We start from the raw sequence: 22854 nt of genomic DNA on the forward strand, positions 1-22854 counted from the left end.
TAGGTTTCAGACCTTGTGCTGCATACAGGGCGCGGGCCGTGTTTAGACGCTAGTAATATTGCCTCTATGTCGGGATTTCTAGGAAATGAAGCGAGCACAGGTGGATGTGCACTCCAAACTGGCCCGCTTCACCGAACGATGTGTCGAATTGTCTCAAAAAGCTGTCGGAAGCGGTTCGAAAGAACCTCTCAGCAAAGGAAAAGATGGCTACGCCGATTGGGTGATCGTAGCGATCCATGGTCTTCGAGAATACCTCGATCACTCCTACCGACGGTTGCTAGACGTTCTTCGAGAAATGCCTGCTATTGTCGCCAAACTCGGCCTTTCACCGGATGAGCTGCCGGACTTCACCACCGTTTGTGCTCGAAAACAAGATCTCAAGATGCCCGTCTGGCGGATGCTGTTGCAGCTGTCGGCGGAACTATTCGATACCGGAGAGGTACAAGCAATCGACTCGACCAGCATCGCTCATCGCTCGTCGAGTCATAACTACGCAAAACGCGTCAAAGGGACGTTTGAGTCGGTCAAAACCACTATTCTCGTAGACTGTTCTACGCGAGCCATTCTCGATGTACACTGCTCGATGAACCTACCACATGACACGCAGATTGCGTGGCAAGTCCTGAAAAGAAATCTCAGCACCGTGGAAACTGTCGTCGCTGACAAAGGGTTTGATTGGGATGAACTCCGGCAGATGCTACGAAACGAGGGGATTAGACCGGTAATCAAGCATCGTGAGTTCTACTCGCTCGACGCTGCGCACAATGCTCGGATTGATGATGAAACCTACCATCAACGGTCTATCGCAGAATCGATATTTTTCGCGTTGCGCAAGCGTTTCGGTTCCACACTTAAGGCAAGAACGTGGTTTGGGCAGTTCCGAGAACTCGTCCTAAAGGCTGCCGTCAGAAACATCGAACAATCGATCAGGGCCTAACCCGGCCGATCTCGCGCGTCTAAACAAGACCCAGGGCGCGTATTCAGAAAGCGAGGGTATAGTCAATAAGTAGGAGTGTAGTGGATAGTCGAGGAATGATTGACCGATTATATCTGCTGTGTGATAGTCAAACCGATCAGTATTGGTGAACGACACATGATAGTAACAGATTTTCAATTGACACAGATATTTCAATTCTATCTCAAAGTTTAGTTCAATAAAATAATAGTTTGATGGTCGAACTTAATATGGCTCGTGGCGTACCTCCATCGGCGATTCAATTGTCAAGTGAAGTAACTGAACCAGTACCCGACGAGGAGCATCTCCACGTGCTCGGCGCTACGATGACTATCACCGCCGACGGTGAGGATACGAACGGGGAGTTTTCCGTCAAGGATATGCTCGCCCCGCCTGGGTTCGAGAATGGCCTGCATACCCACAGGCCCGCCGAAATCTTCCACGTCATCGACGGTGAAATGTTGTTACACGTGGATGGCGAGACACAGTATCTCACTCCCGGGATGACGGGTCATGTCTCGGCGAACGTACCACACGGAATGCGTGTTGAGGGAGACGAAGTGTTGCGCGTACTCATCGTCATGACGCCCGCGGGTGCCGAGGACTTCTTCCGCGCCGTCGGTGAACCGTCTGCCAGCCGGGAGCTGCCCGAACTGCGCGACGTAACCGATGCTGACCTTGAAGCCCTCTTTGCGATAGGTGAAGAGCACGGTTTCGAATTTCTCGGCCCGCTCCCGACCGACGCGTAAATCGGTCGGCTACGCACTCGGCGGCAGTGTGGACGAACATAGCCCAACGCAGCAGGCGCGGAATACCCGATACAAACGGTGTCGCCGTGCTGAACTCATGCTCTGAGTTTGTCACACCATTCCTGACAGAAGCCGAGTAGTTCGAACAATCCGTGCTGAACCCACAGCGCGTATCGCTCACGTCCGATCTCTGATCACATTCCTCCTGTTCACCGTCTGCAGATTTTTCAGCAGCTGACACTATGTGGGTGTATCACATAGATAGTGGGGGTAATACAGCCCATGGCAAAAGCAACACCGCCAGACGAAGGGGCAGAAATGGAAACCGTCACGTCTGCAGATGGAACTGAAATCGCCTTCGAGCGAACAGGAAGCGGGCCACCGCTTGTGCTAGTCCACGGCAGCGGGGTCAGTGATCACCGGCGATGGGAGATCGCTGATGTTCGCTCTTCCCTGGCCGACCACGTGACGGTATACGCCATCGACCGTCGCGGTCGCGGCGAGAGTGGCGATGCAGACACCTACTCGCTGGAGAGGGAGATCCAGGACGTCGTCGCCGTCGTCGAGTCCATCGACGACCCGCTGACACTCCTCGGACATTCTTTCGGCGCCAACCTCGCACTGGAGGCGTCACTTCTCACCGACTCCCTCAACGGACTCATTCTGTACGAACCGGGGATCCCAGTGGGCGATCACGACATGAGCGATCCAGCGGTAATCTCCCAAATGAACGACCTCTTGGCAGAAGGAAACAACGAGGAGGCCCTCATGGTGTTCCTTCGTGAGATCGGCGGGCTTACATCGGACGAAATCGACATGTTTCGCGCCGATGCCAGTTGGGATGATCGAGTCGCAGGAGCTCACACCCTCCCACGGGAGGAACGGGCTTCAAGCGAGCATGAGTTGCAACCGAATCGCCTTGCGGCAATGACCACTCCCAGCTTGCTGTTATCCGGTGGAAAGAGTCCTCAGAAGTTCAAGGACGCGACGAAGGCGATCCACGAAGCACTGCCGAACAGTCGGATTGTTACCTTCGAGGACGAACAGCACGTGGCGATGCAAAACAAACCAGAACGGTTCGTCGACGAGGTGCTTTCGTTCGTTCGTGAGTCGAATTGATAGATCAGCGATCATCTCCTGCCGTTTATGCCGTTCGTTCGATAGGCATCTGTAGCGATCGGCTGGTTCTGTACATCGGAAGTATCTACCTGTGGTGCTGACTACATCCTCTGTATGCAGCAGTCCGTTCCTTTCGAATCACGTACATTCGCTGTCCTCAGATGAAATAGCGAGGCTTCGCTCCAGATTGTGAACCACGCACTTGATGACGAGTTCGCGGAACTGCTTCCACCAAAGGGATCGCAGAACGAGTACGAATCGTAGATCGTTCACACGCCCGATCCAGTGTGAACCGGTGCCGCGGCCCCCTCAGTCTGTTCGTCCTCGAGCTGGATCTTCATGTAGATCCGGCCCAGGATCGTGTACAGGAAGGCGGAGTAGTAGAACACTGCCATCGGAATGATGATGATCCACCCGATGATGGTAATGAACGAGACGACACTCACCAGTGCGACGACGACCCAGCCGCCGATGGCGCCGACGAGGGCGACGAGAAGACCGACGGCGTACGTCTTGTGCGTGAGCAAATGCTGGAGTCCGTCCACGTCGTAGGCTCCGGAAAACGTGTGCGTGACCGCGAACTGGAGGAACACTGCCGGAACCACGTAGTAGAACGCCAGCGTTGCGATGACGCCCAGCGATTCGCTTACCGTTCCCACGACGTAGGATATGAGGGACATCGCTATTGCCAGCGGAAGCATCACCAGAATCGCTAGCACGCCCAGTTTGAGTAATTCGCCCCAGTCATCGAATCGTGGGGGATTCGGCTTCCTACTTGCGACGGCTTCGGTGAGTTTGACGAAGTATCCAGTGACAAGAAATAGTGGAACGATCAGCCAAATAAACAGGGTGAGCGCTCCGCCGATCAGGATCGTTCCCCACCCGTTTCGATGCGGGTATCCGATCGCGTAGTCGAGGATCGAGTTGGTGTCCTGCTCCTGTTCCAGTTCTGGTTCCGGTTGCAGTTCCGGATCCGGTTCCGGTTCTGGTTCCGATTTTGGATTGTCGGCCACCTCGACCGGTTGTGTCTCGTGTTCTTGTGTCTCTCGCTCGGTCATCTCACGTGTCTTCCGACTCGGGCCCGCGTCGATCTCCACGCCACACTCCGAACAGAACCGTTCTCCCCCCCTCGAGTTTCGTTCCACAATTTGAACAGTATGGCATAACTCACGACCTCATGTACTTGTAGCGGTCAGCACAGATAGAGATGGTACATGATTCTACAACTCAAGAATTGTTAGATATCAATCAATAGGTCTTAGCGTCACGTCACTCGAGTTGTCGCCCACGCGGCTATCGAGCGAACGCCCTCGTCGGGATCGGAGTCTGCCATCGATCGTAACTGTTCCAGGGCTACCGTCGCCTCGAGGTGGCCGAGCGCCTTGCACGCGTTTCGCCTCACAACTGGCGATGGATCGTCCAGCAACTCGACGAGGGCCGGGATCGCTACCTCGGTCGCTTCGCTATCGTCCACGGCGACGTGCAACAATGCTGCTGCAGCGTTACCGGAGAGATACTCGTCGTCGGTGTGGAGACAGCTGACGAGAACCGGAACGTGATCGCGGACGTCAGCCGGGTGTTCCGTAGCGATGTCACCGAGGAGGCCGACCGCGTTCGCGCGGACGTTTGTTGGTGCGCCCGAGCCAGCAATCTCGGCAAGCGTCTCCGTTGCCGACGTCCCGATGGCCGGATACGCGGACACGACCGCCCCGAGTGCGGAGAGTGCGTTCGCCTGATACGCGTGGTCTCGATCCGTGACCCCGTCGATCAGTTGGGGAACTACGGGTTTCACTTCCTCCGGGTACTCGTGAGCGACGCCGGAGAGGACGTACACTGCGTTTGCGCGTATTTGATCGTTCTCCGTATCGAGGAGCGTCGAAAGCGTCGGGACGAGATCCACAAACTCGCCTGGTGCCGTGGCCACCAGTTCGACGCAACACCCGGTGGCCGCCTGCGTGACGTCGGTCGGCTTCGTCGAGACGTGATCGACAATTTCATCTCGGAGCACGAGCACCGCCTTCGGATCGTTCGTGGCAAGTTGGCGAAGACACCGAAGGACGAGCGCGGTCTCGAGTGAGGGCCGACCGAGTAACCGACCGAGATCATCGACGAACGTCGCTCCGACGTCGTCGCGGACTCGAGCCACGTTGAGCAACGCGACGATCGCCGCACCGTGGGCTGGGTGTGAAGCGACCGGATTCGAGAGGATCGCTCCCACGTCGTCGGGATCGACCTCCATCGGTTCCGTCAGTGCGAGATGCCGAAGCTCCGTTGCCCGTTCGACAAACTGGTCGTCTGACTCGTTCATTATCCATACCTCCGTCAGTGTTGACAATAAATGACATGGCACATGTGAAGGTGATCTGACTACACCTGTCTGACCAGCCACCAGTCGTAGCTGTGAAAGGCCACGTTCGATTCGGTGCCGAACGAAATCACGCCAACTCTCCTTTGCTCTCTATCACGCCCTTTTCGTTACTTCGAACGAACACTGGTCGTCGAATTCCCACAGCGGGACGACGTCGGTCGTTGCGTACTGACCGACCGTCGTCCCGTGTTCCTGAAACGCTATGGGGTCGGTACAATTGATCTCGAGCACGTTCAGGGACGTTCGCTTCGATACCGTGCACCACAGCACACTGGTGCCAATTTTGCTGTGATCCGTCGAGCAGTGGGCACGTATGTTCTCTTGAGCGCTACGCAAGGATCCAGTATTATCTCCGAAGCGCGTGAGACGATTGATTCGATGATCGACGCAGGCTGGTACTGTGCGCCAGAGTTGGACACAACGCTAATCCACACACTCGAATCCCTCGAGCAATACCGACGGTGTATCGCGGTAGCTGGCCGAAACCAGCACCGGGAGGGCACACGGCAGTTCGTCATAGGTGCAGCAGGTCGAACGTACGCTGTGATGGTGATCGGGCGATTCACTCCCGATGTGAACGGTCGGAAACTGCTGTTGTGGGCATCAGCTCGTCAAAATCCTGCTTGTGCATCCACTCACACAGCTGAACCAGCTGGTCACACGCAGCGTCGAATAGTCGTTCACCCTTTGCTTTCGAGGCGTCTGTCGGGTCGCCGAAACTACCGGTTTCCGAATTCCCAATCGCATCGTAGTACGTTCGTGCACCGTTCTGATGCGTTTGAACGTCAGCAAGGTCGACACACCCGGTCTCTCTGGCCGCCTCGAGCTCTCCCTCTCTGACGTTCTCCGTGAGATACCACACCATCGACGTCTCCTTCGGCCCCGCGTGAGGACCGTTCTGCTCGAACAGTTCCGTCACTAGCGCTGGAATGCTCTCGTCCCACATCCACTCGATTGCGTACGCGATTTCATCTTCGTACAATCGACGACCAACCTCACGCAGGTGTGGGACGTTCCCGCCGTGGGCGTTCACGTAGACGATGCGATCGATACCGTGAGCGGTGAGGTTCCTGGAAAAACTTTCGACGTACGTGCGGAACGCGGACGCATCGACCCACATCGTCCCCGGAAACTGACGGTGATGAGAGCTGACGCCGATAGTGATGGTGGGAGTGCACAGATAGCCCGCTCGACTGGCCGCTTCTCGAGCAAGCCCTTCGGCGATCACGTGATCGGTTCCTTCGGGGAGGTGCAGTCCGTGTTGCTCCGTCGAACCGATCGGGACGATCGCCACTGACTTTTCGTCGAAATACGACTCGAGTTCGGGCCACGTGTGATCGGCAAGATACATGTCCATCTGTGTACGATCCGAATCGAGAAAAATATCGGGTCGTGGTCGGTTCGTGGTGTCCATGGATTCTCGGACACAGCCTCGTTCGTGTAGAGGCGAACGAGACAGTCAGTCGAGTTCTTCGTCCGCCGACACCGCTTCGCCGTCTTTCATCGGCCACTCGAGTTCGATTTCTAGCTCTGCCTCGTCGTCGCCGACCTCGTACTCGACCTCGAGTTCGAAGCGTTCCGGGATCGCCACGGTGAACCCGTTCTCCCCTTCGATGTCGATCGTTCCGTCTTCGACTCCGGCAGCGACTTCTCGCAGGATAGCCGCGCCCTCCGCTCGACTCATCACCCGCTCTCCTTCGCGCTCCGTCTCATCGGCTGTCGATTCCGTTTCGGTATCGGCTTCGTGCTCGTCGTCTGCCATACCTGGCCTACCACGACCGTCGGTAAAATATACGGGCCTTCAAATCGACGCGGTTTGGACGGCAGCGATTTCCTCGAGCCCTCCGGATCAGCGCTATCGAAGTGTCGTTCCCGGTCGCTCGCCCGTATGTTCACCGTTCCTGACGACGAACTGGCCGTTGACGAGCACGTGGGGGATTCCGTCCGGATAGACGGCCGGGTCGACGAAGGATCCACCCTGTCCAACGGTCTCGGGATCGAACACGGTCACGTCCGCCCACGAACCCGGTTTCAATAAGCCGCGGTTCTCGAGCCCCAGTCGCGATGCTGGCTGCCCGGTCATTTTGAACACGGCCTGCTCGATCGAGAGCAGGTTCCGTTCACGAACGTAGTGACCGAGCACTCGTGGGAAAGTGCCATAGCTTCGAGGATGGGGAACGCCGTCACCCAGGGGGCCTTCGGGAACCATCGCGTTGCCATCGCTCCCGATCATGGTGAGGTCGTGACTCATGACCTCCTCGACGTCCGTCTCGTCCAGACAGAAGTGAATGTGCTTGGTTCGACACCGATCCTGAATCAGCGTGTCGATCGCGATATCGACGGCCGCCCGCGTTTCGTCTTCCCGGTCGGCGAGTTCGCCGACGGTCTTTCCCTGGAGGTGTTCGAGAGCCGGCGTTCGGACGTTCGTCAGGAGGATGTCGTCCCAGGAGTCGGTGTTCGATTCGAGTTCCCGACGAATACGTTCGCGGGTGGCCTCGTCCTGTAAGCGCTCGAGGAGCGCCTCCGTCCCACCTTCGCGAGCCCACGTCGGAACCCGGGCGCTCAGACTCGTCGAGGAGGCGGTGTACGGATATTGCTCACACTGGATGTCGATGCCGTCGCGGTTTCGGGCGAGTTCCATCCGACGCAGCGTGTATCGAACTTTCCCCCAGTTGTCCCGACCGACGGCCTTGTGGTGGGACACCTGTACCGGAACGTCGGCACGGTCACCGATCTCGATGGCCTCCTCGAGCGCCGAAAAGATGTCGTCGCCCTCGCTTCGCATGTGGGTGGTGTACAGCTTGTCGTGGTCGGCGACGACCGATGCGAGTTCGACGAGTTCTTCGGTGTCGGCGAACGCCCCGGGCGTGTATATCAGCCCCGTCGACAGCCCAACGGCACCGTCGGACAGCGCCTCGTCGACGATCGCCTTCATCTCCTCGAGTTCGTCCGCCGTCGGTGCCCGATCTTCGTACCCAAGCACGGGAATGCGGGCGTTTTCGTGCCCAATCAGCGAGCCGACGTTCACCGAAATTCCGCCCTCGTGTTCGAGGTGATCGAGGTACTCACCCATCGTCGTCCAGGCGGTCGTATCGACAGCCTCCCCGACGCCGCGGTAGGCGAAGCTCTCTGCAACGTCCTCGGCTGCCGCCCCGTGTTTCGGTGCCGCACTCGTTCCACAGTTTCCCAGGATCTCGAGCGTAACGCCCTGTCGAACTTTGCTGTGAGCGTCCCGATTCGCCGGGAGGGTGTAATCGGAGTGCGTGTGGATGTCGATGAATCCGGGTGCGACGACGAGTCCAGATGCGTCGAGTTCGGTATCACCGGTTCCCGAAACGGTGCCCACGGATTCGATCCGTCCGTCCCGAATCGCCACATCACCGTCGAACCAGGGTGCGCCGGTTCCATCGACGACTCGAGCGCCCCGGAATATCACGTCGTGTGCTGACATACCCCTATGCAATTCACGCCGGTCGTAAAAATCCCTCCCTCGTACGCAAGGGTCGCGGCCGAACGGACGGTTCATTGGGAACGGTGTTTCGATACCCTGTCGATCGCTCCTCGATCCCTCTTGGAGAAAACGTCACCCAGGTTGACTCACTCCGGCGTATCCGGAACCATGCTGGGATCCGGAACGATCCCGTGACCGGGGCCACGCGTCTCGAGCGTCGGCCCGACAGTGACGTCGGCGACGTTCCGTTCGAACGAGAGGTTCCCGTCCAGATCGACGTACGAAAAGCCCCCGAGACCCGCCACGAGGTGGGCGCTCGCGTGCAACCCGAGCGCACTCTCGAGCATACAGCCGATCATCACCTCGAGGTTGGCCCCGCGGGCGATTTCGGCGATCGCTGCACCGTCTGTCAGTCCCGACTTCGCCGCTTTGATATTGATGACGTCCGCGGCTCCCGACGCGGCAATACGGTGAGCATCAGTGGGCGTGAAGACGGCCTCGTCGGCTGCAACGGGGATCCGAACCGCCTCCGTCACCCGCTTGAGTCCCCGAACGTCGTCGCGGTGAACCGGCTGTTCGAGGAGCGTGAGGTCGAGACCTCGAGTCCGTGCTTCGTGAGCAAACTGGATGGCCTCCTTGGGCTGCCATCCCTGGTTTGCATCGACTTTGACCCCTGCGTTCGGGGCCACCTCCCGTACGGCGGCCACTCGCTCGATATCCGCCGATACATCGCCGCCAACTTTCACTTTGAGCTCGTCGAATCCTGCCTCGAGGGCTGATTCGGCTTCGGCGGCGGCCGTATCGGGGTCGACGATCGACACCGTCAGGTCAGTGCGAATCGGCCCGGGCGACCCACCGAAACACTCTGCGAGAGAAATATCACGCTCACGACAGTAGGCGTCGTAAAGCGCCGTCTCGAGGGCAAGTCGTGCCGAGACAGCGCCGGGAAGCGCTGCCTCGAGATCGGTCACGATCGAGCGCCGATTTCGCAGGTCTCGCCCCTCCAGCACCGAGACACCGGCTTTCGCCGTTTCGATCGCGCTGTCGATCGTTTCGCCAGTGATCGGCTCGAGCGGCGCGGCTTCTCCCCACCCGACGGTACCCGAGTCGGTCTCGACCCTGACGAGGAGGTTCTCCGCCTCGTGTTTCGTTCCGAGCGAAATCTCGAAGGGATCGGTCAACGGGACGTCGAGGCGGTACACCTCGATTCGCTCGACGATCATCGAGCCCCCTCCGCGGGGAGGAACCGCTTCATCGCCGTGACCGACTCCGCGAGCGACTCGACGTACTCGGCGTGAGACGGGTCGAGGCTGTTTACCGTCACTTGTTCGGCGCTTCCGTAGGCGTGAACGAACTCGGAGCCGCCGAGGCTGATCGCGACGTGCCCGGGGAAGAACAGGAGATCGCCGGGTTCGAGATTGTCCTGCGAGACGTCCGTGCCGAGGTCACGCTGCTGATCCGCATCGCGTGGTACGGTGACGCCAACGGACGCGTACGCGACCCAGACCAGGCCAGAGCAGTCGATCCCTTCGATAGTCATCCCGCCCCACTCGTAGGGCGTCCTGAGGAACTGTCTGGCGACGGCGACGACGTCGGCTCCGGTTCCCGTCGACGTCCGTTCGTGGATGGCCGTCTCTGGCAGCGTCGCCCGAACCCCGGTTCGAAACGAGACGGTTACCTCCTCGTCGTCGCGTGACTCGAGATGGCAGTCGACGCCGGCCGGGACAGTCTCCGGAGTGGCATTCGACTGGTGGGGGGTCGTCGGTGCCGTGACGACGCCGTCTGGCCGCCACTCGCTCTGATTCGTTACGTCCACACCGTTCCTCGTCCCCCTCGGATCCGTCGTGTCCACAGCGTCCACCGCCGTTCCCGGATCCGTCACGTCCACATCGTCCGCCGCCACTCTCGGATCCGTCAACGCCGTCGCTTCGACCCACCCGAGGTACCCACCGGGCGTCCGAACGCGCCGCCAGCCATCTCTCGAGTCGTAGGCCGTAAGCTCGGCACCGTACAGCACCTGCGTGACCTGTTCGGCGTCCTCGTGCGGCTCGCCACGGACGGCACTGACGTGCAGATCGGTCGTCATCGCTTCGCCGGTTCCCTCGAGTACCGAGAGCGAATCGCGTACGGTTCGACCGGTGGATAGTTGGCGCAGTTCCTCGAGGAGACTCTCTTTAGTTCGATCGGTCTGTACGGTTCCAGCAAGCACGATTCCCGGTGTCTCGTCGTCGCCCTCATCCTCCGCCTCGACGGTGACCTCGAAACAAACCACACGATCGTCGGGAGCGTGGACGGTCTTCACCCGCTGGACGGCGAGTTCTTCAACGGAGGTCATCGGGCACCTCCCCTTTGGCGAACACGTCCGCGGGTTTCTCGGGTCGGCGAATCACGTCGATCTCGCCGTCCGATCGACACAGCAACACGGGTGGCTTCGGCTGGGCGTTCGTGTGTGACGCACTTCCCAGCGAGTACGCACCGATCCGATCGATTGCGAGGAGGTCGTCCCGCTCGAGCGGCGGCAGCGGGACGTCTTCGGCGATCACGTCGCCGGTGTAACAGAGCGGCCCTGCGACGTCGTAGTGCTCGCTTGACTCGCCATCGGTGAGGGCGTAAATCGGATACGGCCAGTACGACGAGACGGTGTTCGTACCGGCGTCGAGCACGGCAAACGACGCGTGCGGCGTCTCCTTGATTACGCCGACGGTCGACACCAGCGTCCCGGCGTTGCCGACCAACCGTCGCCCGGGTTCGAGATACAGTGTCGGGAGCGGGAGGTCGAACGACCGCGCGGTCTCGCGAACCGTCGTCGCAATCTCCGTCACAATCGCGTCGGTGTCGGGAACGGGGCCGTCGTACGGAACCGGAAACCCGCCACCCAGATCGAGGATGTCGATTTCGACACCGAGTTCGTCCCGAATCTCGGCCGCAAACGAGAGCATCTCGCGGGCGGCAACGCCGTAGGGTTCGACACCCTTGATCTGACTCCCGATGTGCAACTGTACGCCTGCGAGTTCGACTGCCGACGACGATGCCGCCCGTTCGGCGACGGCCATCGCTCGACCGGAGTCGATATCGAGACCGAATTTCGACTCCCGGGTCGCCGTCGCAACCTCTGGGTGGGTTGGCACTTCCATCGCTGGATTGCCCCGAACGAGCACCTTCGGTTGCATCTCCGTCCGTTCGGCGGCGTCGATCAGCCGCTCGAGCTCCATCGCGTTGTCCACCAGGAGATGTTCGACACCCATCTCGAGCGCTCGTTCGACGTCTTCGGGACGGCGGTTCATCCCCGTCAACAGAAGTTCCCGAGGCTCGTACCCAGCGGAACGTGCAGCCGATAGTTCGCCGGTGGCGTACACTTCGGCGTGACAACCTTCGTCCCGAAGCACCGAGAGGATTCCCGGGTTGTAGTTCGCTTTCACGGCGAAGTGAACCACTGAATCCGGATACTGCTCGTCGAGTGCCCGCCGTACCGTTCGATAGTTCCGCCTGATGTCGTCCTCGAAGAAGACGTAAACCGGCGTTCCGTACGGAGAGAGGAGGTCGGATTCGATCCCGAGGAGACGCTCTCTCCGCGCCTCAATATCCATCACTATCGGACGTGCGTACTGGAGAGGGAAAACACGCCCCCTCGCATACTAGGCGGCGCTTCTCGAGGACGTTCCGCCCTGGGAAGGGATGTACGGCTCTCGCAGGGGCCGTACCGAAGTTTCCACCGCCCCCAAACGGTCGAGGTGGCGATCGGCGGCGCGTCGATACACCCGCCTCTATCCCTCGAGACGGCCGTCCAGTGCGCCGAACCCGTCCGGTGGCCGGCGATGGCGTGCCGCCTGTTCGTAGGCGTACGCGAGTTCGAGTAAGCGCGGTTCCCCGAACGGCCGCCCCAGCAATTCGACGCCGACGGGGAGGCCGCCATCGGTAAACCCGGCTGGCACGACGATGGCGGGGAGGCCGGTGTGAGCCGAGAGCTCACAGTTCAGTTCCTCGAAGGGCTGGTGCTCGGGAATCGCCACCGGTGGAATCGTCGACGGCGGATACAGCAGGGCATCTACCTCGTGAGTGGCCATTCGGCCGAGCGTGTCGATGCGGAGTTCTCGTCGCCGCTCGAGCCGCCGCACGTACGCCGGATCGTCGTCGACCGTTTCGGGGTCGGTCTCGAGAATCGGCTCCCCCTCCAGTCGCGAGCTGACCGCCGGTGCGACCGCTCCGGAGTCGACGATCGCCTCCAGCGAGTCGTACGGGGCGTCCGCCCCGAGCCCGTCCAGATACCGATTGAGGTCACGTTTGAACTCGAAACTGATGACGCGGGCAGAACCCAGAAACGACGTGTCGACGATGTCGACGGGGTCGACGATCGTTGCCCCGGCGCGCTCCATCTCGTCGATCGCGGTGTCGAGTACGTCAGTGACCGACTGGGCTGCCTCACTGGGCGCACTTCCTTCTGCTTGCAGTCCGAACAGTTCCCGCACGACGCCGATGCGCGCACTCTCGAGTCCCTGTTCGTCGAGGTGTGAGACATACCCGTCGTCCGGGACGTTTCCGACACCCGTGGCCGTAACGGGATCTGCCGGATCGTAGCCGGCCATCACGTCCAGCATCCGAGCAGTGTCCGTGACCGTACGGGTGATCGGCCCGGCCGTATCCTGGGTCTCGCTCAACGGGATCATTCCCGTTCGGCTGACCAGTCCCCTGGTGGGTCGCAAGCCGACCAAGTTGTTGAACGCGGGCGGCGAACGAACCGACGAACAGGTATCCGATCCGGTTCCGATCGCCCCGAGGTTCGCCGCGACGGCCGCTGCCGTCCCACCGCTCGATCCCGACGGACGCCTCTCGAGCGCGTAGGCGTTCCGTGTCTCGCCACCGAGTGAACTGATCGTGTCGACACCGTAGGCGAACTCCTGCAGGTTCGCCTTCGCCAGAATAATCCCGCCAGCGGCACGGAGGGCCTCAACGAGAAACGCGTCCGCCGACGGGATCGATTCGGCGAGCGTCACCGACCCCGCCGTCGTCGGCATGTCGTGGGTGTCCTGGTTGTCTTTGAGAACGATCGGAACACCGTGGAGCGGGCCGACGAAGCCGTCGCGTTCGAACGCTGCGTCGAGTTCGCTGGCCCGCGCCTCGGCGTTCGGGTTGATCGTCAAAATCGAGTTCAGGTCGTCGTCGTACGCGTCGATTCGGTCGAGATACCGGGCTACGAGCGACTCGGCTGTCAGCGTTCCCCGCTCGAAGGCTGCGTGGATATCCTCGACGGTCGGGTCGACGAGGCTGAACGAATTGAGGTCGGCATCGGAATCGGGATCGGATACTGGGGGCATGTCCTTCCGATTGGATACTGTCCCATCCGCTATAGTAATAGGGATCACTGAAGTCACTGCTGTCGGTCGTCCATCGGGGGATCGGCGCTCGAAACCGGTGTGGTCGAGCAGTTCGGTTCGATCCTCGAGCCAGGTCTCTCGGGCTCCCGCCTCGTGACCGTCGAAATCATTGGTGGTTGCAAGTGTTACCGACGTCGTTGACACCCGTTTGTCGTAGGAACCGCCAAACGTACTAACGAGGCCTGAGCGAAGGGGACGACAGAGGCGGGTCATGCCGATAGTCAATCGTCACAGACAGAGTCCGATCTAGCCGTCAGTGCCAGCCTTATGCTCATCGCGACCGCGAACACGATTGTATGCCAGACCACGACACCGACACGCTCGTTACGGCCGACTGGGTCGAAGATCACCTCGAGGAATTCCAGTCCGACGACCCCGAGTACCGACTGCTGGAAGTCAACAACCCGACCGTCACGGCAGATTCGGAGTACACGCCCTACGAAGAGGGACACATCCCGGGCGCGATCTTCTTTCACTGGAAGGAGGATCTCAGCGACCCGACGACCCGTGACCTCCTCGATAAAGAGGCGTTCGAGCAACTGAACGCCGAGGCAGGGATCACCGAGGATTCGACGGTGGTTCTCTACGGCGGCGGGCGTGTCCCCAATTGGTTCGCGCTGTTCGCCTACTGGGAGTACACGTACTACGGCCACGAGGACGTCCGCGTCATCGACGGCGGGAAACCGTACTGGATCGAACACGACTACCCGCTGACGACCGACGAACCCGACTTTTCGACCCACGAATACCACGCTCGCGGCCCCTTCGAGCGCATCCGTGCCTACCAGAACGACGTCGAGCAGGCGATCGACTCCGGCGTTCCGCTGGTCGACGTGCGCTCGCCCGAGGAGTTTACCGGCGAGGTCATCGCTCCCGAAGGCCTCCAGGAGACGGCCCAGCGTGGCGGGCACATTCCCGGGGCGAAAAACGTGCCGACGACGTCGGTGTTGGACGACGACGGAACGTTCAAATCGCCCGACGAGCTCCGGGCGCTGTACGACGACGTCGGCATCACCGAAGATCAGTCCGTGATCACCTACTGCCGGGTCGGCGAGCGGTCGTCTATCGAGTGGTACGTCCTCCGCAAACTCCTCGGGTTCGAGGACGTCGAGAACTACGACGGCTCCTGGACGGAGTGGGGCAACCGCATCCGGGCACCGATTGAGACCGGGACAGCCGAGTAGCGACGTCTCACCCGTCTCGAGTCGGAAACCCGAGTCCAAAGCCGATTCCGTTCTCGAGCTACGTCCCCGATCGATCCCGTGCAACATCGATTCGACGCGGTACGGATACCTGCCGCCAACGCGGTCATTTAAGCCGCTCCCGGTTTCACTCTCGAGTATGGCGAATCACGATCCCGGAACGGACGATCCGCTCTCGATTCACGGCGTCGTCCCACCCACGGTTACGGCATTTCACGACGACGAGTCGGTCGACTACGAAACGACGGCCGCCCACGCCCGGTTCGTCGTCGACGGGGGCACTCACGGCGTCTTCCCGCTCGGGACGAACGGCGAGTTCCCGCTGCTGACGCCCGACGAGCGGAAGGGTGTCGTCGAGGCCGTCGTCGACGAAATCGACGGCGACGTCCCCGTGATTGCGGGCGTCGGTGCCCCGAGTACTCGAGAGACCGTCGACCACGCTACGCACGCGGAATCCGTTGGTGCAGACGGCCTGGTTGTCGTCACCCCCTACTACTATCCCCTCGATCACGACGCGTACCTCGAGCACTATCGTCGGGTCGCGGAGGCGACGTCGCTACCGATCTACATCTACCACATCCCGAGCAAGACGGGGAATTCGATCCCCCGAACGACTCTCGACGAACTCGTCGAGATCGACTCGGTCGTCGGTCTCAAAGACTCGAGCAAGGACGTGCCGTGGCTCGCCCAGTCGATCGACGCCCACCCCGAGATGACGTTCCTCGCTGGATCGGACTCGCTGCTCTTTACCGGCCTCGAGATCGGTTGTTCCGGGATGGTGAGCGCGGTGGCGAACGTCTTCCCGGAACTGGTCGTCGATCTGTACGAGGCCTACGATGAGGGTGACGAAGCACGGGCTCGGGCCCTCCAGAGCCGCGTGTACGATGTCCGCGACGCGCTCAAAGTCGGCGGTGCGTACATGTCCGGGGTGAAGACTGCACTCCAGTTGCGCGGGTTCGACGCCGGGCCGCTTCGCAGTCCCCTCCGGCTCAAAGACGAGGCAAGCGCGGCCGAACTCGAGGCCGAACTCGAGGCGCTCGAGCTGCTGTAGACGGATGGACGCCGGGTTGTGGCAGGTGTCGGCTACGACCGACACAAACCAGTGGCATTTTTTGCCGTTCCCACGGACTCTGAGCCATGGAACTCACGCCGGAGCAGGAAGCGATCAGGGACGTGGTGCGGGAGTTCGCCACCGAAGAGATCAGACCGACCGCGCTCGAGGCCGACGAGACGGAGACCTTCCCCGAGGAGGTCTGGGACGGACTGGCGCAACTCGATCTCACCGGACTCACGGTTCCCGAGGAGTACGGCGGCTACGACGCCGATCCGGTCACCTACGCCATCGTCAACGAGGAGGTCGCATACGGCATGCTCGCGGTGGCGACCGCGCTCTCCGTACACTGCCTGGCGACGTCCTGCATCGCCAGCTTTGGCGATGAGAGTCAGAAAGAGCGCTGGCTCCCGGAGATGGCCACCGGCCGCCCAGTCGGCGCGTTCGCCCTCTCGGAGCCCCACGCGGGGTCGAACCCGGCCGAGATGACGACCGAGGCGCGGCTCGAGGGCGACGAGTACGTGATCAACGGTGACAAACAGTGGATCACCAACGGGCAGCGGGCGGGCGTCATCATCCTCTTCGCCAAGACCGACCGAGACGATCCGTCGACGGTGACCCAGTTCCTCGTCCCCGCCGACGCCGACGGCCTCACGGTGGGCGAGACGGAAGACAAACTCGGCCTCCGGGCGAGCGATACGACCGGACTGCACTTCGACGACGTCCGTATCCCCGCGGAAAACCGGCTGACTGAGGAGGGACGTGGTCTCTCGGCGGCGTTCGACATCCTGACCGGTGGACGGATCGCCATCGCCGCCCAGTCGGTCGGCCTCGCCCAGTCGGCTCTCGACGAGGCACTCGCCTACAGCCAGGAGCGCGAGCAGTTCGACAAACCGATCGGGGACATTCAGACGATCCGGCACAAACTCGCAGAGATGGCGACGCGAACGCAAGCCGGTCGCTTGCTCACCCGCGACGCCGCCCGAAAGCGCGGCGTGGGCGCTACCGACGCCGCGATGGCTGCAAGCATGGCCAAGTACTTCGCCAGCGAGGCCGCGATGTTCGTGACAAACGAGAGCGTCCAGATCCACGGCGGCTACGGCTACGTGACCGAAGGCGAGGTCGAACGCCTCTACCGCGACGCCAAGATCACCGAAATCTACGAGGGGACGACCGAGATTCAGAAGAAGATCATCGCTCGGCACCTCCTCGAGTAGTCACCAGTGTGCGACCTTCGACAACCGGTTCGTCGCATCCTCGTAAGACGACCAAAGGCGCTATTTTCCGGGACTTCCTATCTGCTCCTGTGACTGCTCGAGCCTACGACGCTATCGTCTACGACCTCGACGGAACGCTCGTCCACCTAGACGTCGACTGGCACGTCGTCGCGGGTGACGTCCTCGAGGTGTACCTGGAGGCAGCGATCGATCCCCCGGGAAGTGACCTGTGGGAACTGCTGGGAAGCGCCGCCGAATTCGATCTCGCACCGCAGGTGGAGGCCGCGATCGCGACCCACGAACGAGAGGGGGCACGGTCGTCGACCCGACTGGCTCACGCCGACCACCTCGAGGAGGCCGCCCAGCACGTCCCCGTCGGCGTCTGTTCGCTCAACTGCGAGGACGCCTGTCGGATCGCCCTCCGGGAACACGAACTCGAGCCATCGGTCGACGCCGTCGTCGGTCGCGATACCGTCGACACTCGGAAACCCGATCCCGAACCCTTGCTCGAGACGATCGACGGACTCGACGCCACCCCGGAGACGACGCTCTTCATCGGGGACTCCTCGCGCGACGAGAAAACGGCCCAGCGAGCGGGGACGGCGTTCGAATACGTCGACACCGGTCGGTGACGGTTGGGCGGAAACGGCTACTCCTGCCTGTCATTCCTGCGTTCGCTTGGCGTAGGCAAACACGCTCAGCGCGGTCAGAATCCAGATCACAGCACCAACTCGGATCGCGAACTCCGCTCGATCCCCCCACGTTGGGAGCGAGACGGTCGTCGACGCGAGCGCGACCACCGGCGCGCCGATCAGAATCGTCGTGACGAACGTCACCTGCATCACCCAGCCGTAATCGACGCCGTCCGGATCGGAAGTTTCGACGGGTTCAGGCACACTCGAGGCTCTCGAGGCAAATGGCTTAAAGACGCCGTTCCCGCCCGATAGGTGGTGATTGGCCTGTGTGTCGACGACGGTGCCCGGCCAATGAGTTGATGACGGTGGAACCGAATAGCCAGATAGCTACGTCTACTACACAATGGCCGAGCGAGACACCCTGTACATCGTTGCCCTGCTCGTAGCGGTCGTGCTGTCTGTCGCCGTCGCCCTGTATGGGCGGTGGGGTACCCATCAGCGTGACGACCGACTGGCGACGCTACTCGCGGCCATGATGGGGGTGACTGCTTTCTGGGCGATGGGGTCGCTAATCGCCCACGTCACCGTACACGAGACGGCGACGCTCGCTGGGTGGGGAATGTCGAATATCGCGACGATTCTGTTACCGATTGCGTGGGTTACGTTCGCACTCCAGTACGCCGGATACGGTTCCCATTTGACACCGCGAACCGTTGGAGTGCTTCTCGTTGTGCCCGTCGTTTCGTTCGTCGGAAGGATCACAAACCCCTTCCACGGCTGGTTTTACACGTCGGTGACCGTGGCTGATTCGGGAACGTACATCGAGTACACGACGGGGTCGCTCTACGCGCTCCACGTCTCCTACAGCTACCTGCTGGTGTTGCTCGGAATCGTCGTCGTCGGCCACTTCGGATACACCGCTCGGCGACTCTACCGCCGACAAGCGCTGACCATCGTTTCGGCGGTTCTAGTGCCGTTTCTCGTCAACGTCGGATACGTCAGTACGACGGGGGCAGGCCAACTCAACTGGACGCCAGTCGCCTTCACCGTAACCGGCCTGGCGATTACCGGTGCCGTCTTTCGGTATCAGTTGCTCGATATCGTCCCCATCGCCCGCGAATCTGTCGTCGAAACGATGCGCGACGGCGTCGTCGTCCTCGACGACCACGACCGACTGGTCGACGTCAACGCCGCCGCTGAGTCGATGCTCGAGCCGCCCGGCGAATCGCTTCTCGGAGCATCGGCCGAAGCCGTGACTATCGGAACGAAGCCGATCACCGAGGTTCTCGAGACGACCGAAGCGGTCGCGATCGAACACGGCAACGGTACCCAGTATGTTACGGTACGAACGACGCCGCTTGTCGGTACTGACGGCGGGACGCTCGTCCTCTTTCAGGATGTGACCGACAGTCGGCGAACCGAACGTCGATATCGGACGTTGATCGAGAACGCGAGCGACGTCGTGACCGTCCTCGGGGCCAACGGGACGATCCGGTATCAAAGCCCGTCGGTCAGTCGCGTTCTCGGGTACGAGCCAGCAGCGATGGTCGAGACGAACGCATTCGAGTACGTCCATCCGGCCGACCGGGAGACGCTGGTTCCGTACTTCGAAGAAAACGTTAAAATGACTGACGAACCGAGGCGCGTCGAATTCCGCATGCAACACGTCGACGGTCACTGGCGTACGCTCGAGGCCACCGGCCGCAACATGCTCGAGGATCCCGTCGTCGACGGCGTCGTCGTTAACTCTCGAGACGTCACCGAACGTCGGCGACGCGAGCACGAACTCGAGCGGACGAACGATCGACTCGACGAGTTTGCGAGCGTCGTCAGTCACGACCTTCGGAACCCGCTGAACGTCGCGGAAGGGTATCTTGACATCCTCGATTCGCGCGTCGATGACGATGCGATCGGGGTGATCCAGGAACAACATACCCGGATGACACAGATCATCGACGATGCGTTGACCATGGCTCGGGAAGGAGCCACCGTCGAAACAACCGAACAACTATCCCTCGAGGCAGTCGCACGAGACGCCTGGAGGAGCGTCGACACCGAGGGAGCGACACTCACGGTGCTTGGCGACCGTCCGCTCGAGGCGGATCGTGATCGACTGCTTCGGGTGTTCGAAAACTGGTATCGAAACAGCATCGAGCACGGTGCCGATCCGGATCGACCCGACGATGGAGTCTCGATCGCCGTTGGGCCGACCGACGAGGGCTTTTTCGTCGTCGACGATGGTTCGGGAATCCCGCCAACCGAACGTGAGGCGGTGTTCGACTCGGGCTACTCGACGAACGCGGACGGAACCGGATTCGGCCTGTCGATCGTCGATCAGATCGTCACAGCCCACGGCTGGACGGTGACGCTCGAGGAGAGTCCGATCGAGAGCTACGACGGGGCGTACTTCGAGGTGACAGTCGAGTCGACGACGCCAGTTTCGACACCATCGCTGGCAGAAAACAACGCCATTTAATCGCTCGCACCCGACTAGCCGGTATGCCCACCGTTCGTGACGTCCGTGACAACACGGGAGACGAACCGATCACGATGCTCACTGCCTACGACGCTCCGACGGCCGCGATCGTCGACCAGGCAGGCGTCGACGTTATCCTCGTCGGCGATAGCGTCGGGAACACGACACTCGGCTACGAGACGACGCTGCCGGTCACCGTCGAGGACACCCTCAGACACGTCGGTGCCGTCGTCCGGGCCACCGAGGACGCCCTCGTCGTCGCCGACATGCCCTTTCTCTCCTTCGGCGTCGACGACGCGGAGAGCCTCGAGAACGCCGGACGCATGCTCAAGGAGGCGGGGGCGACAGCCGTCAAACTCGAATCCGGGCCACACACGATCGAGTTGACCGAGAAGATGGTACAGCTCGGGATTCCCGTGATGGCTCACCTGGGATTGACGCCCCAGCACGTCAACCAATACGGCGGGTTCCCGCGGCAGGGAACCGACGAGGAATCGGCCCGGCGAATTCTCGAGTTGGCGGAGGCACACGCCGACGCCGGCGCATTTGCACTGATTCTCGAGCATGTCCCCTCGAACGTCGCGGCGCAAGTGACCGACGCAATCGACATTCCGACGATCGGCATCGGCGCGGGGCCGTCGTGTGACGGCCAGGTGCTGGTCTTTCACGACGTCGTGGGCCTCAGCGAGTGGAGTCCCTCTTTCTCGAAGCAGTTCGGCGACGTCAAAGCGGCGATGAAATCGGCCGTCGACGAGTACGTCAATTCCGTCGAGGACGGAACCTTCCCGGGTGACGAACACAGCTACGAACAGTCGGATCTCGATCGGATCTACTGACGAGTGAGTCAGTAGCGAGAACGTGTCACTGAATCCATCAATCAGAATAACCGATGTTTTTGGCAATTCGGTGAGTCGGAATCCGTATGGGATATCACGTTATCGATCCCTCGAGTCTCGAGCCCATCGGCTGGGAGGGACGCAAACTGCGTTCGATCAGCGAGGCCGCCGGCTTCGAGAAGGTGGGCCTAAACCACTTTCTCGCCGAGCCAGGTGAACAGCTTCCACTCGAGTACCACCAGCACGATACCCAGGAGGAGGCCTTCTTCGTCAGTCGTGGGACGATTCACGTCGAAACGCCCGACGAGGAGTTCGTCGTCGGTGACGGGGAGTTTTTCACCGTCAACCCCGGGAATCCACACCGCGCGTTCGTTCCTGACGCCGCCTCGGAACCAGCGGCTATAGTCGCAATCGGTGCGCCTCGAGTGAGCGACGCCGAGAAATACGACCCCTGACCGTATGTTACAGCATCGTGGGTGCTGATCGTACGCCCCATTGCCTCCACTGACCACAATTCACCACACCCTCTGACCCTCAGTCACCGATCGTTGCGTCGAGAAACGACACCAGCGCCTCGTTGAACGCACTCGGCTGCTCGAGCATCGCGAGGTGAGCAGCGTCCGGGATTTCGGCGAGTTCTCCGTTCGGTATCTCGTCGGCCAGGAACTCGTGGAACCGGGGCGGCATGAGTTGGTCGTGCTCACCGTACACCGCAAGGACGGGGACGTCGATCGCGTCCAGTCGATCCCGGACATCGAACTGGTGGCAGGTGAGGAAATCCCGCTGTATTACGTCCTGCCCACACTCACGCATCGTCTCGAGAGACTTCGAGCGGAGGCGCGGATCAGGGTCGTGAAAGAATCGATTGGGTTCGTGCAAGAACTCGAGTGCCCGCTCGAAGTCGTTTTCGAGCCACCAGCGAAGATCCTCGAGCACGCCCAATCGAGCACCGGTACCGGTGAGCACGGCGGCGTCGAGGTTCGCCTCGTCGGCGCGCTCGATGAGAATGTGCATGGTGATGGCCCCACCAAGCGAGTTTCCGACGAGGACTCGTGCGTCGGTGTCTTCGAGGACGGCAATCACGTCGTCGGCGTAGGCTGACAGTGTCGTATAGCCGGGGTTGGCGTCGACGTCGTCCGACTCGCCGTGGCCACTCAGGTCGACAGCAACGACCGGATACCGGTCGGCGATCCGATGCTGTGATTTCCAGACATTGCTCGATCCCCCGCTTCCGTGGACGAAACAGATCGGCTCCCCCGTGGCGCCACGGTCGGCGAGATCGTACGCGGTCTCGCGACCGTGGTGAGTGACCGTGTACATAGTGGTACTCACGGGGGGTGGCCTGATAAGTGTCTGTTAGACCGGTCGTGCCCGTTTCAGGTGCTCCCTCGGCTGGCAGAACCCACCACGACGTGGAAGCGCT

22 protein-coding genes are annotated in these 22854 nt (G+C 61.1%); 10 read left to right on the forward strand and 12 right to left on the reverse strand.

Annotated features, from left to right (window positions below; translation table 11 throughout):
* The first annotated feature begins 106 nt into the window (after window positions 1-106).
* The 3 genes from NGM68_RS14945 (at window position 107) to NGM68_RS14955 (ending at window position 2823) form a co-directional block, all read left to right on the forward strand.
* Window positions 107-937, forward strand: coding sequence for an IS5 family transposase (locus NGM68_RS14945; RefSeq protein ID WP_252701424.1), 831 nt, complete (start codon window positions 107-109; stop codon window positions 935-937).
* Between the two features lie 329 nt (window positions 938-1266).
* Window positions 1267-1704 carry a cupin domain-containing protein gene (locus tag NGM68_RS14950; RefSeq protein WP_252699033.1) on the forward strand — a complete coding sequence of 146 codons (438 nt, stop codon included), beginning with the start codon at window positions 1267-1269 and terminating at the stop codon, window positions 1702-1704.
* Window positions 1705-1986: 282 nt separating this feature from the next.
* Window positions 1987-2823 carry an alpha/beta fold hydrolase gene (locus NGM68_RS14955; RefSeq protein WP_252699034.1) on the forward strand — a complete coding sequence of 279 codons (837 nt, stop codon included), beginning with the start codon at window positions 1987-1989 and terminating at the stop codon, window positions 2821-2823.
* Between the two features lie 269 nt (window positions 2824-3092).
* On the opposite strand, the gene NGM68_RS14960 is transcribed toward NGM68_RS14955, so the two are convergent.
* The 10 genes from NGM68_RS14960 to NGM68_RS15005 form a co-directional block, all read right to left on the reverse strand.
* Entirely contained in the window at window positions 3093-3881 is a 789-nt protein-coding gene (locus tag NGM68_RS14960; protein ID WP_252699035.1) for a DUF4013 domain-containing protein, read from the reverse strand.
* Window positions 3882-4087: 206 nt separating this feature from the next.
* Window positions 4088-5131: a HEAT repeat domain-containing protein gene (locus NGM68_RS14965; RefSeq protein WP_252699036.1), complete on the reverse strand. Its 1044-nt coding sequence runs from the start codon at window positions 5129-5131 to the stop codon at window positions 4088-4090.
* 153 nt (window positions 5132-5284) lie between these two features.
* A complete protein-coding gene (locus tag NGM68_RS14970) occupies window positions 5285-5422 on the reverse strand; it encodes a hypothetical protein (RefSeq protein WP_252699037.1) in 138 nt (45 codons plus the stop codon).
* Window positions 5423-5753: 331 nt separating this feature from the next.
* Entirely contained in the window at window positions 5754-6542 is a 789-nt protein-coding gene (locus NGM68_RS14975) for a creatininase family protein (protein ID WP_252701435.1), read from the reverse strand.
* A 108-nt stretch (window positions 6543-6650) separates the two neighbouring features.
* Window positions 6651-6953 (reverse strand): amphi-Trp domain-containing protein, encoded by a 303-nt coding sequence (locus NGM68_RS14980; RefSeq protein ID WP_252699038.1) that lies wholly within the window; start codon window positions 6951-6953, stop codon window positions 6651-6653.
* Between the two features lie 93 nt (window positions 6954-7046).
* Entirely contained in the window at window positions 7047-8642 is a 1596-nt protein-coding gene (locus tag NGM68_RS14985) for an N-acyl-D-amino-acid deacylase family protein (RefSeq protein WP_252699039.1), read from the reverse strand.
* A gap of 146 nt (window positions 8643-8788) precedes the next feature.
* On the reverse strand, window positions 8789-9865 hold the full coding sequence (locus NGM68_RS14990) for a dipeptide epimerase (protein ID WP_252699040.1): 1077 nt from the start codon (window positions 9863-9865) through the stop codon (window positions 8789-8791).
* The gene (locus NGM68_RS14995) at window positions 9862-10977 is read right to left on the reverse strand and encodes a C40 family peptidase (RefSeq protein WP_252699041.1); all 1116 of its coding nucleotides are present in this window, start codon (window positions 10975-10977) and stop codon (window positions 9862-9864) included. The genes NGM68_RS14990 and NGM68_RS14995 overlap by 4 nt, the downstream gene beginning before the upstream one ends.
* Window positions 10964-12229, reverse strand: a complete 1266-nt coding sequence (lysA, locus tag NGM68_RS15000) for a diaminopimelate decarboxylase (RefSeq protein WP_252699042.1) — start codon at window positions 12227-12229, stop codon at window positions 10964-10966. Before lysA ends, NGM68_RS14995 begins: the two co-directional genes overlap by 14 nt.
* Window positions 12230-12406: 177 nt before the next feature.
* Window positions 12407-13954 carry an amidase family protein gene (locus NGM68_RS15005; protein WP_252699043.1) on the reverse strand — a complete coding sequence of 516 codons (1548 nt, stop codon included), beginning with the start codon at window positions 13952-13954 and terminating at the stop codon, window positions 12407-12409.
* Between the two features lie 356 nt (window positions 13955-14310).
* Here NGM68_RS15005 and NGM68_RS15010 point away from each other — a divergent pair, with 356 nt between their 5' ends.
* The 4 genes from NGM68_RS15010 to NGM68_RS15025 all read left to right on the forward strand — a co-directional run bounded on the left by NGM68_RS15010 (window position 14311) and on the right by NGM68_RS15025 (window position 18116).
* Window positions 14311-15198, forward strand: a complete 888-nt coding sequence (locus NGM68_RS15010) for a sulfurtransferase (RefSeq protein ID WP_252699044.1) — start codon at window positions 14311-14313, stop codon at window positions 15196-15198.
* Window positions 15199-15355: 157 nt separating this feature from the next.
* The gene (locus NGM68_RS15015) at window positions 15356-16267 is read left to right on the forward strand and encodes a dihydrodipicolinate synthase family protein (RefSeq protein ID WP_252699045.1); all 912 of its coding nucleotides are present in this window, start codon (window positions 15356-15358) and stop codon (window positions 16265-16267) included.
* Window positions 16268-16353: 86 nt separating this feature from the next.
* Window positions 16354-17484, forward strand: a complete 1131-nt coding sequence (locus NGM68_RS15020; RefSeq protein WP_252699046.1) for an acyl-CoA dehydrogenase family protein — start codon at window positions 16354-16356, stop codon at window positions 17482-17484.
* Window positions 17485-17573: 89 nt separating this feature from the next.
* Complete coding sequence (locus tag NGM68_RS15025; protein ID WP_252699047.1) at window positions 17574-18116, forward strand: HAD family hydrolase; 543 nt, start codon at window positions 17574-17576, stop codon at window positions 18114-18116.
* 30 nt (window positions 18117-18146) lie between these two features.
* Here the strand turns inward: NGM68_RS15025 and NGM68_RS15030 are convergent, their stop codons facing one another.
* Window positions 18147-18380, reverse strand: a complete 234-nt coding sequence (locus NGM68_RS15030) for a DUF5822 domain-containing protein (protein ID WP_252699048.1) — start codon at window positions 18378-18380, stop codon at window positions 18147-18149.
* 142 nt (window positions 18381-18522) lie between these two features.
* On the opposite strand from NGM68_RS15030, the gene NGM68_RS15035 reads away from it, so the two are divergent.
* The 3 genes from NGM68_RS15035 to NGM68_RS15045 all read left to right on the forward strand — a co-directional run bounded on the left by NGM68_RS15035 (window position 18523) and on the right by NGM68_RS15045 (window position 21886).
* Window positions 18523-20595 carry a histidine kinase N-terminal 7TM domain-containing protein gene (locus tag NGM68_RS15035; RefSeq protein WP_252699049.1) on the forward strand — a complete coding sequence of 691 codons (2073 nt, stop codon included), beginning with the start codon at window positions 18523-18525 and terminating at the stop codon, window positions 20593-20595.
* A 23-nt stretch (window positions 20596-20618) separates the two neighbouring features.
* A complete protein-coding gene (gene panB / locus NGM68_RS15040; RefSeq protein WP_252699050.1) occupies window positions 20619-21431 on the forward strand; it encodes a 3-methyl-2-oxobutanoate hydroxymethyltransferase in 813 nt (270 codons plus the stop codon).
* Window positions 21432-21517: 86 nt separating this feature from the next.
* A complete protein-coding gene (locus NGM68_RS15045) occupies window positions 21518-21886 on the forward strand; it encodes a cupin domain-containing protein (protein ID WP_252699051.1) in 369 nt (122 codons plus the stop codon).
* A gap of 79 nt (window positions 21887-21965) precedes the next feature.
* Here NGM68_RS15045 and NGM68_RS15050 read toward each other — a convergent pair whose 3' ends face one another.
* Window positions 21966-22751: an alpha/beta fold hydrolase gene (locus NGM68_RS15050; RefSeq protein WP_252699052.1), complete on the reverse strand. Its 786-nt coding sequence runs from the start codon at window positions 22749-22751 to the stop codon at window positions 21966-21968.
* Between the last annotated feature and the right edge of the window lie 103 nt (window positions 22752-22854).

The sequence above is a fragment of the Natronosalvus vescus genome (assembly GCF_023973145.1).
Taxonomy (GTDB): Archaea; Halobacteriota; Halobacteria; order Halobacteriales; family Natrialbaceae; genus Natronosalvus; species Natronosalvus vescus.

Bases quoted from the DNA above. Each gene is read 5' to 3' on its own strand.
- NGM68_RS14955 (WP_252699034.1), top strand. From the start codon at position 1,987: ATGGCAAAAGCAACACCGCCAGACGAAGGGGCAGAAATGGAAACCGTC.
- NGM68_RS14960 (WP_252699035.1), bottom strand. From the start codon at position 3,881: ATGACCGAGCGAGAGACACAAGAACACGAGACACAACCGGTCGAGGTG.
- NGM68_RS14965 (WP_252699036.1), bottom strand. From the start codon at position 5,131: ATGAACGAGTCAGACGACCAGTTTGTCGAACGGGCAACGGAGCTTCGG.
- NGM68_RS14975 (WP_252701435.1), bottom strand. From the start codon at position 6,542: ATGTATCTTGCCGATCACACGTGGCCCGAACTCGAGTCGTATTTCGAC.
- NGM68_RS14980 (WP_252699038.1), bottom strand. From the start codon at position 6,953: ATGGCAGACGACGAGCACGAAGCCGATACCGAAACGGAATCGACAGCC.
- NGM68_RS14985 (WP_252699039.1), bottom strand. From the start codon at position 8,642: ATGTCAGCACACGACGTGATATTCCGGGGCGCTCGAGTCGTCGATGGA.
- NGM68_RS14990 (WP_252699040.1), bottom strand. From the start codon at position 9,865: ATGATCGTCGAGCGAATCGAGGTGTACCGCCTCGACGTCCCGTTGACC.
- NGM68_RS14995 (WP_252699041.1), bottom strand. From the start codon at position 10,977: ATGACCTCCGTTGAAGAACTCGCCGTCCAGCGGGTGAAGACCGTCCAC.
- lysA (WP_252699042.1), bottom strand. From the start codon at position 12,229: ATGGATATTGAGGCGCGGAGAGAGCGTCTCCTCGGGATCGAATCCGAC.
- NGM68_RS15005 (WP_252699043.1), bottom strand. From the start codon at position 13,954: ATGCCCCCAGTATCCGATCCCGATTCCGATGCCGACCTCAATTCGTTC.
- NGM68_RS15010 (WP_252699044.1), top strand. From the start codon at position 14,311: ATGCCAGACCACGACACCGACACGCTCGTTACGGCCGACTGGGTCGAA.
- NGM68_RS15015 (WP_252699045.1), top strand. From the start codon at position 15,356: ATGGCGAATCACGATCCCGGAACGGACGATCCGCTCTCGATTCACGGC.
- NGM68_RS15020 (WP_252699046.1), top strand. From the start codon at position 16,354: ATGGAACTCACGCCGGAGCAGGAAGCGATCAGGGACGTGGTGCGGGAG.
- NGM68_RS15035 (WP_252699049.1), top strand. From the start codon at position 18,523: ATGGCCGAGCGAGACACCCTGTACATCGTTGCCCTGCTCGTAGCGGTC.
- panB (WP_252699050.1), top strand. From the start codon at position 20,619: ATGCCCACCGTTCGTGACGTCCGTGACAACACGGGAGACGAACCGATC.
- NGM68_RS15045 (WP_252699051.1), top strand. From the start codon at position 21,518: ATGGGATATCACGTTATCGATCCCTCGAGTCTCGAGCCCATCGGCTGG.
- NGM68_RS15050 (WP_252699052.1), bottom strand. From the start codon at position 22,751: ATGTACACGGTCACTCACCACGGTCGCGAGACCGCGTACGATCTCGCC.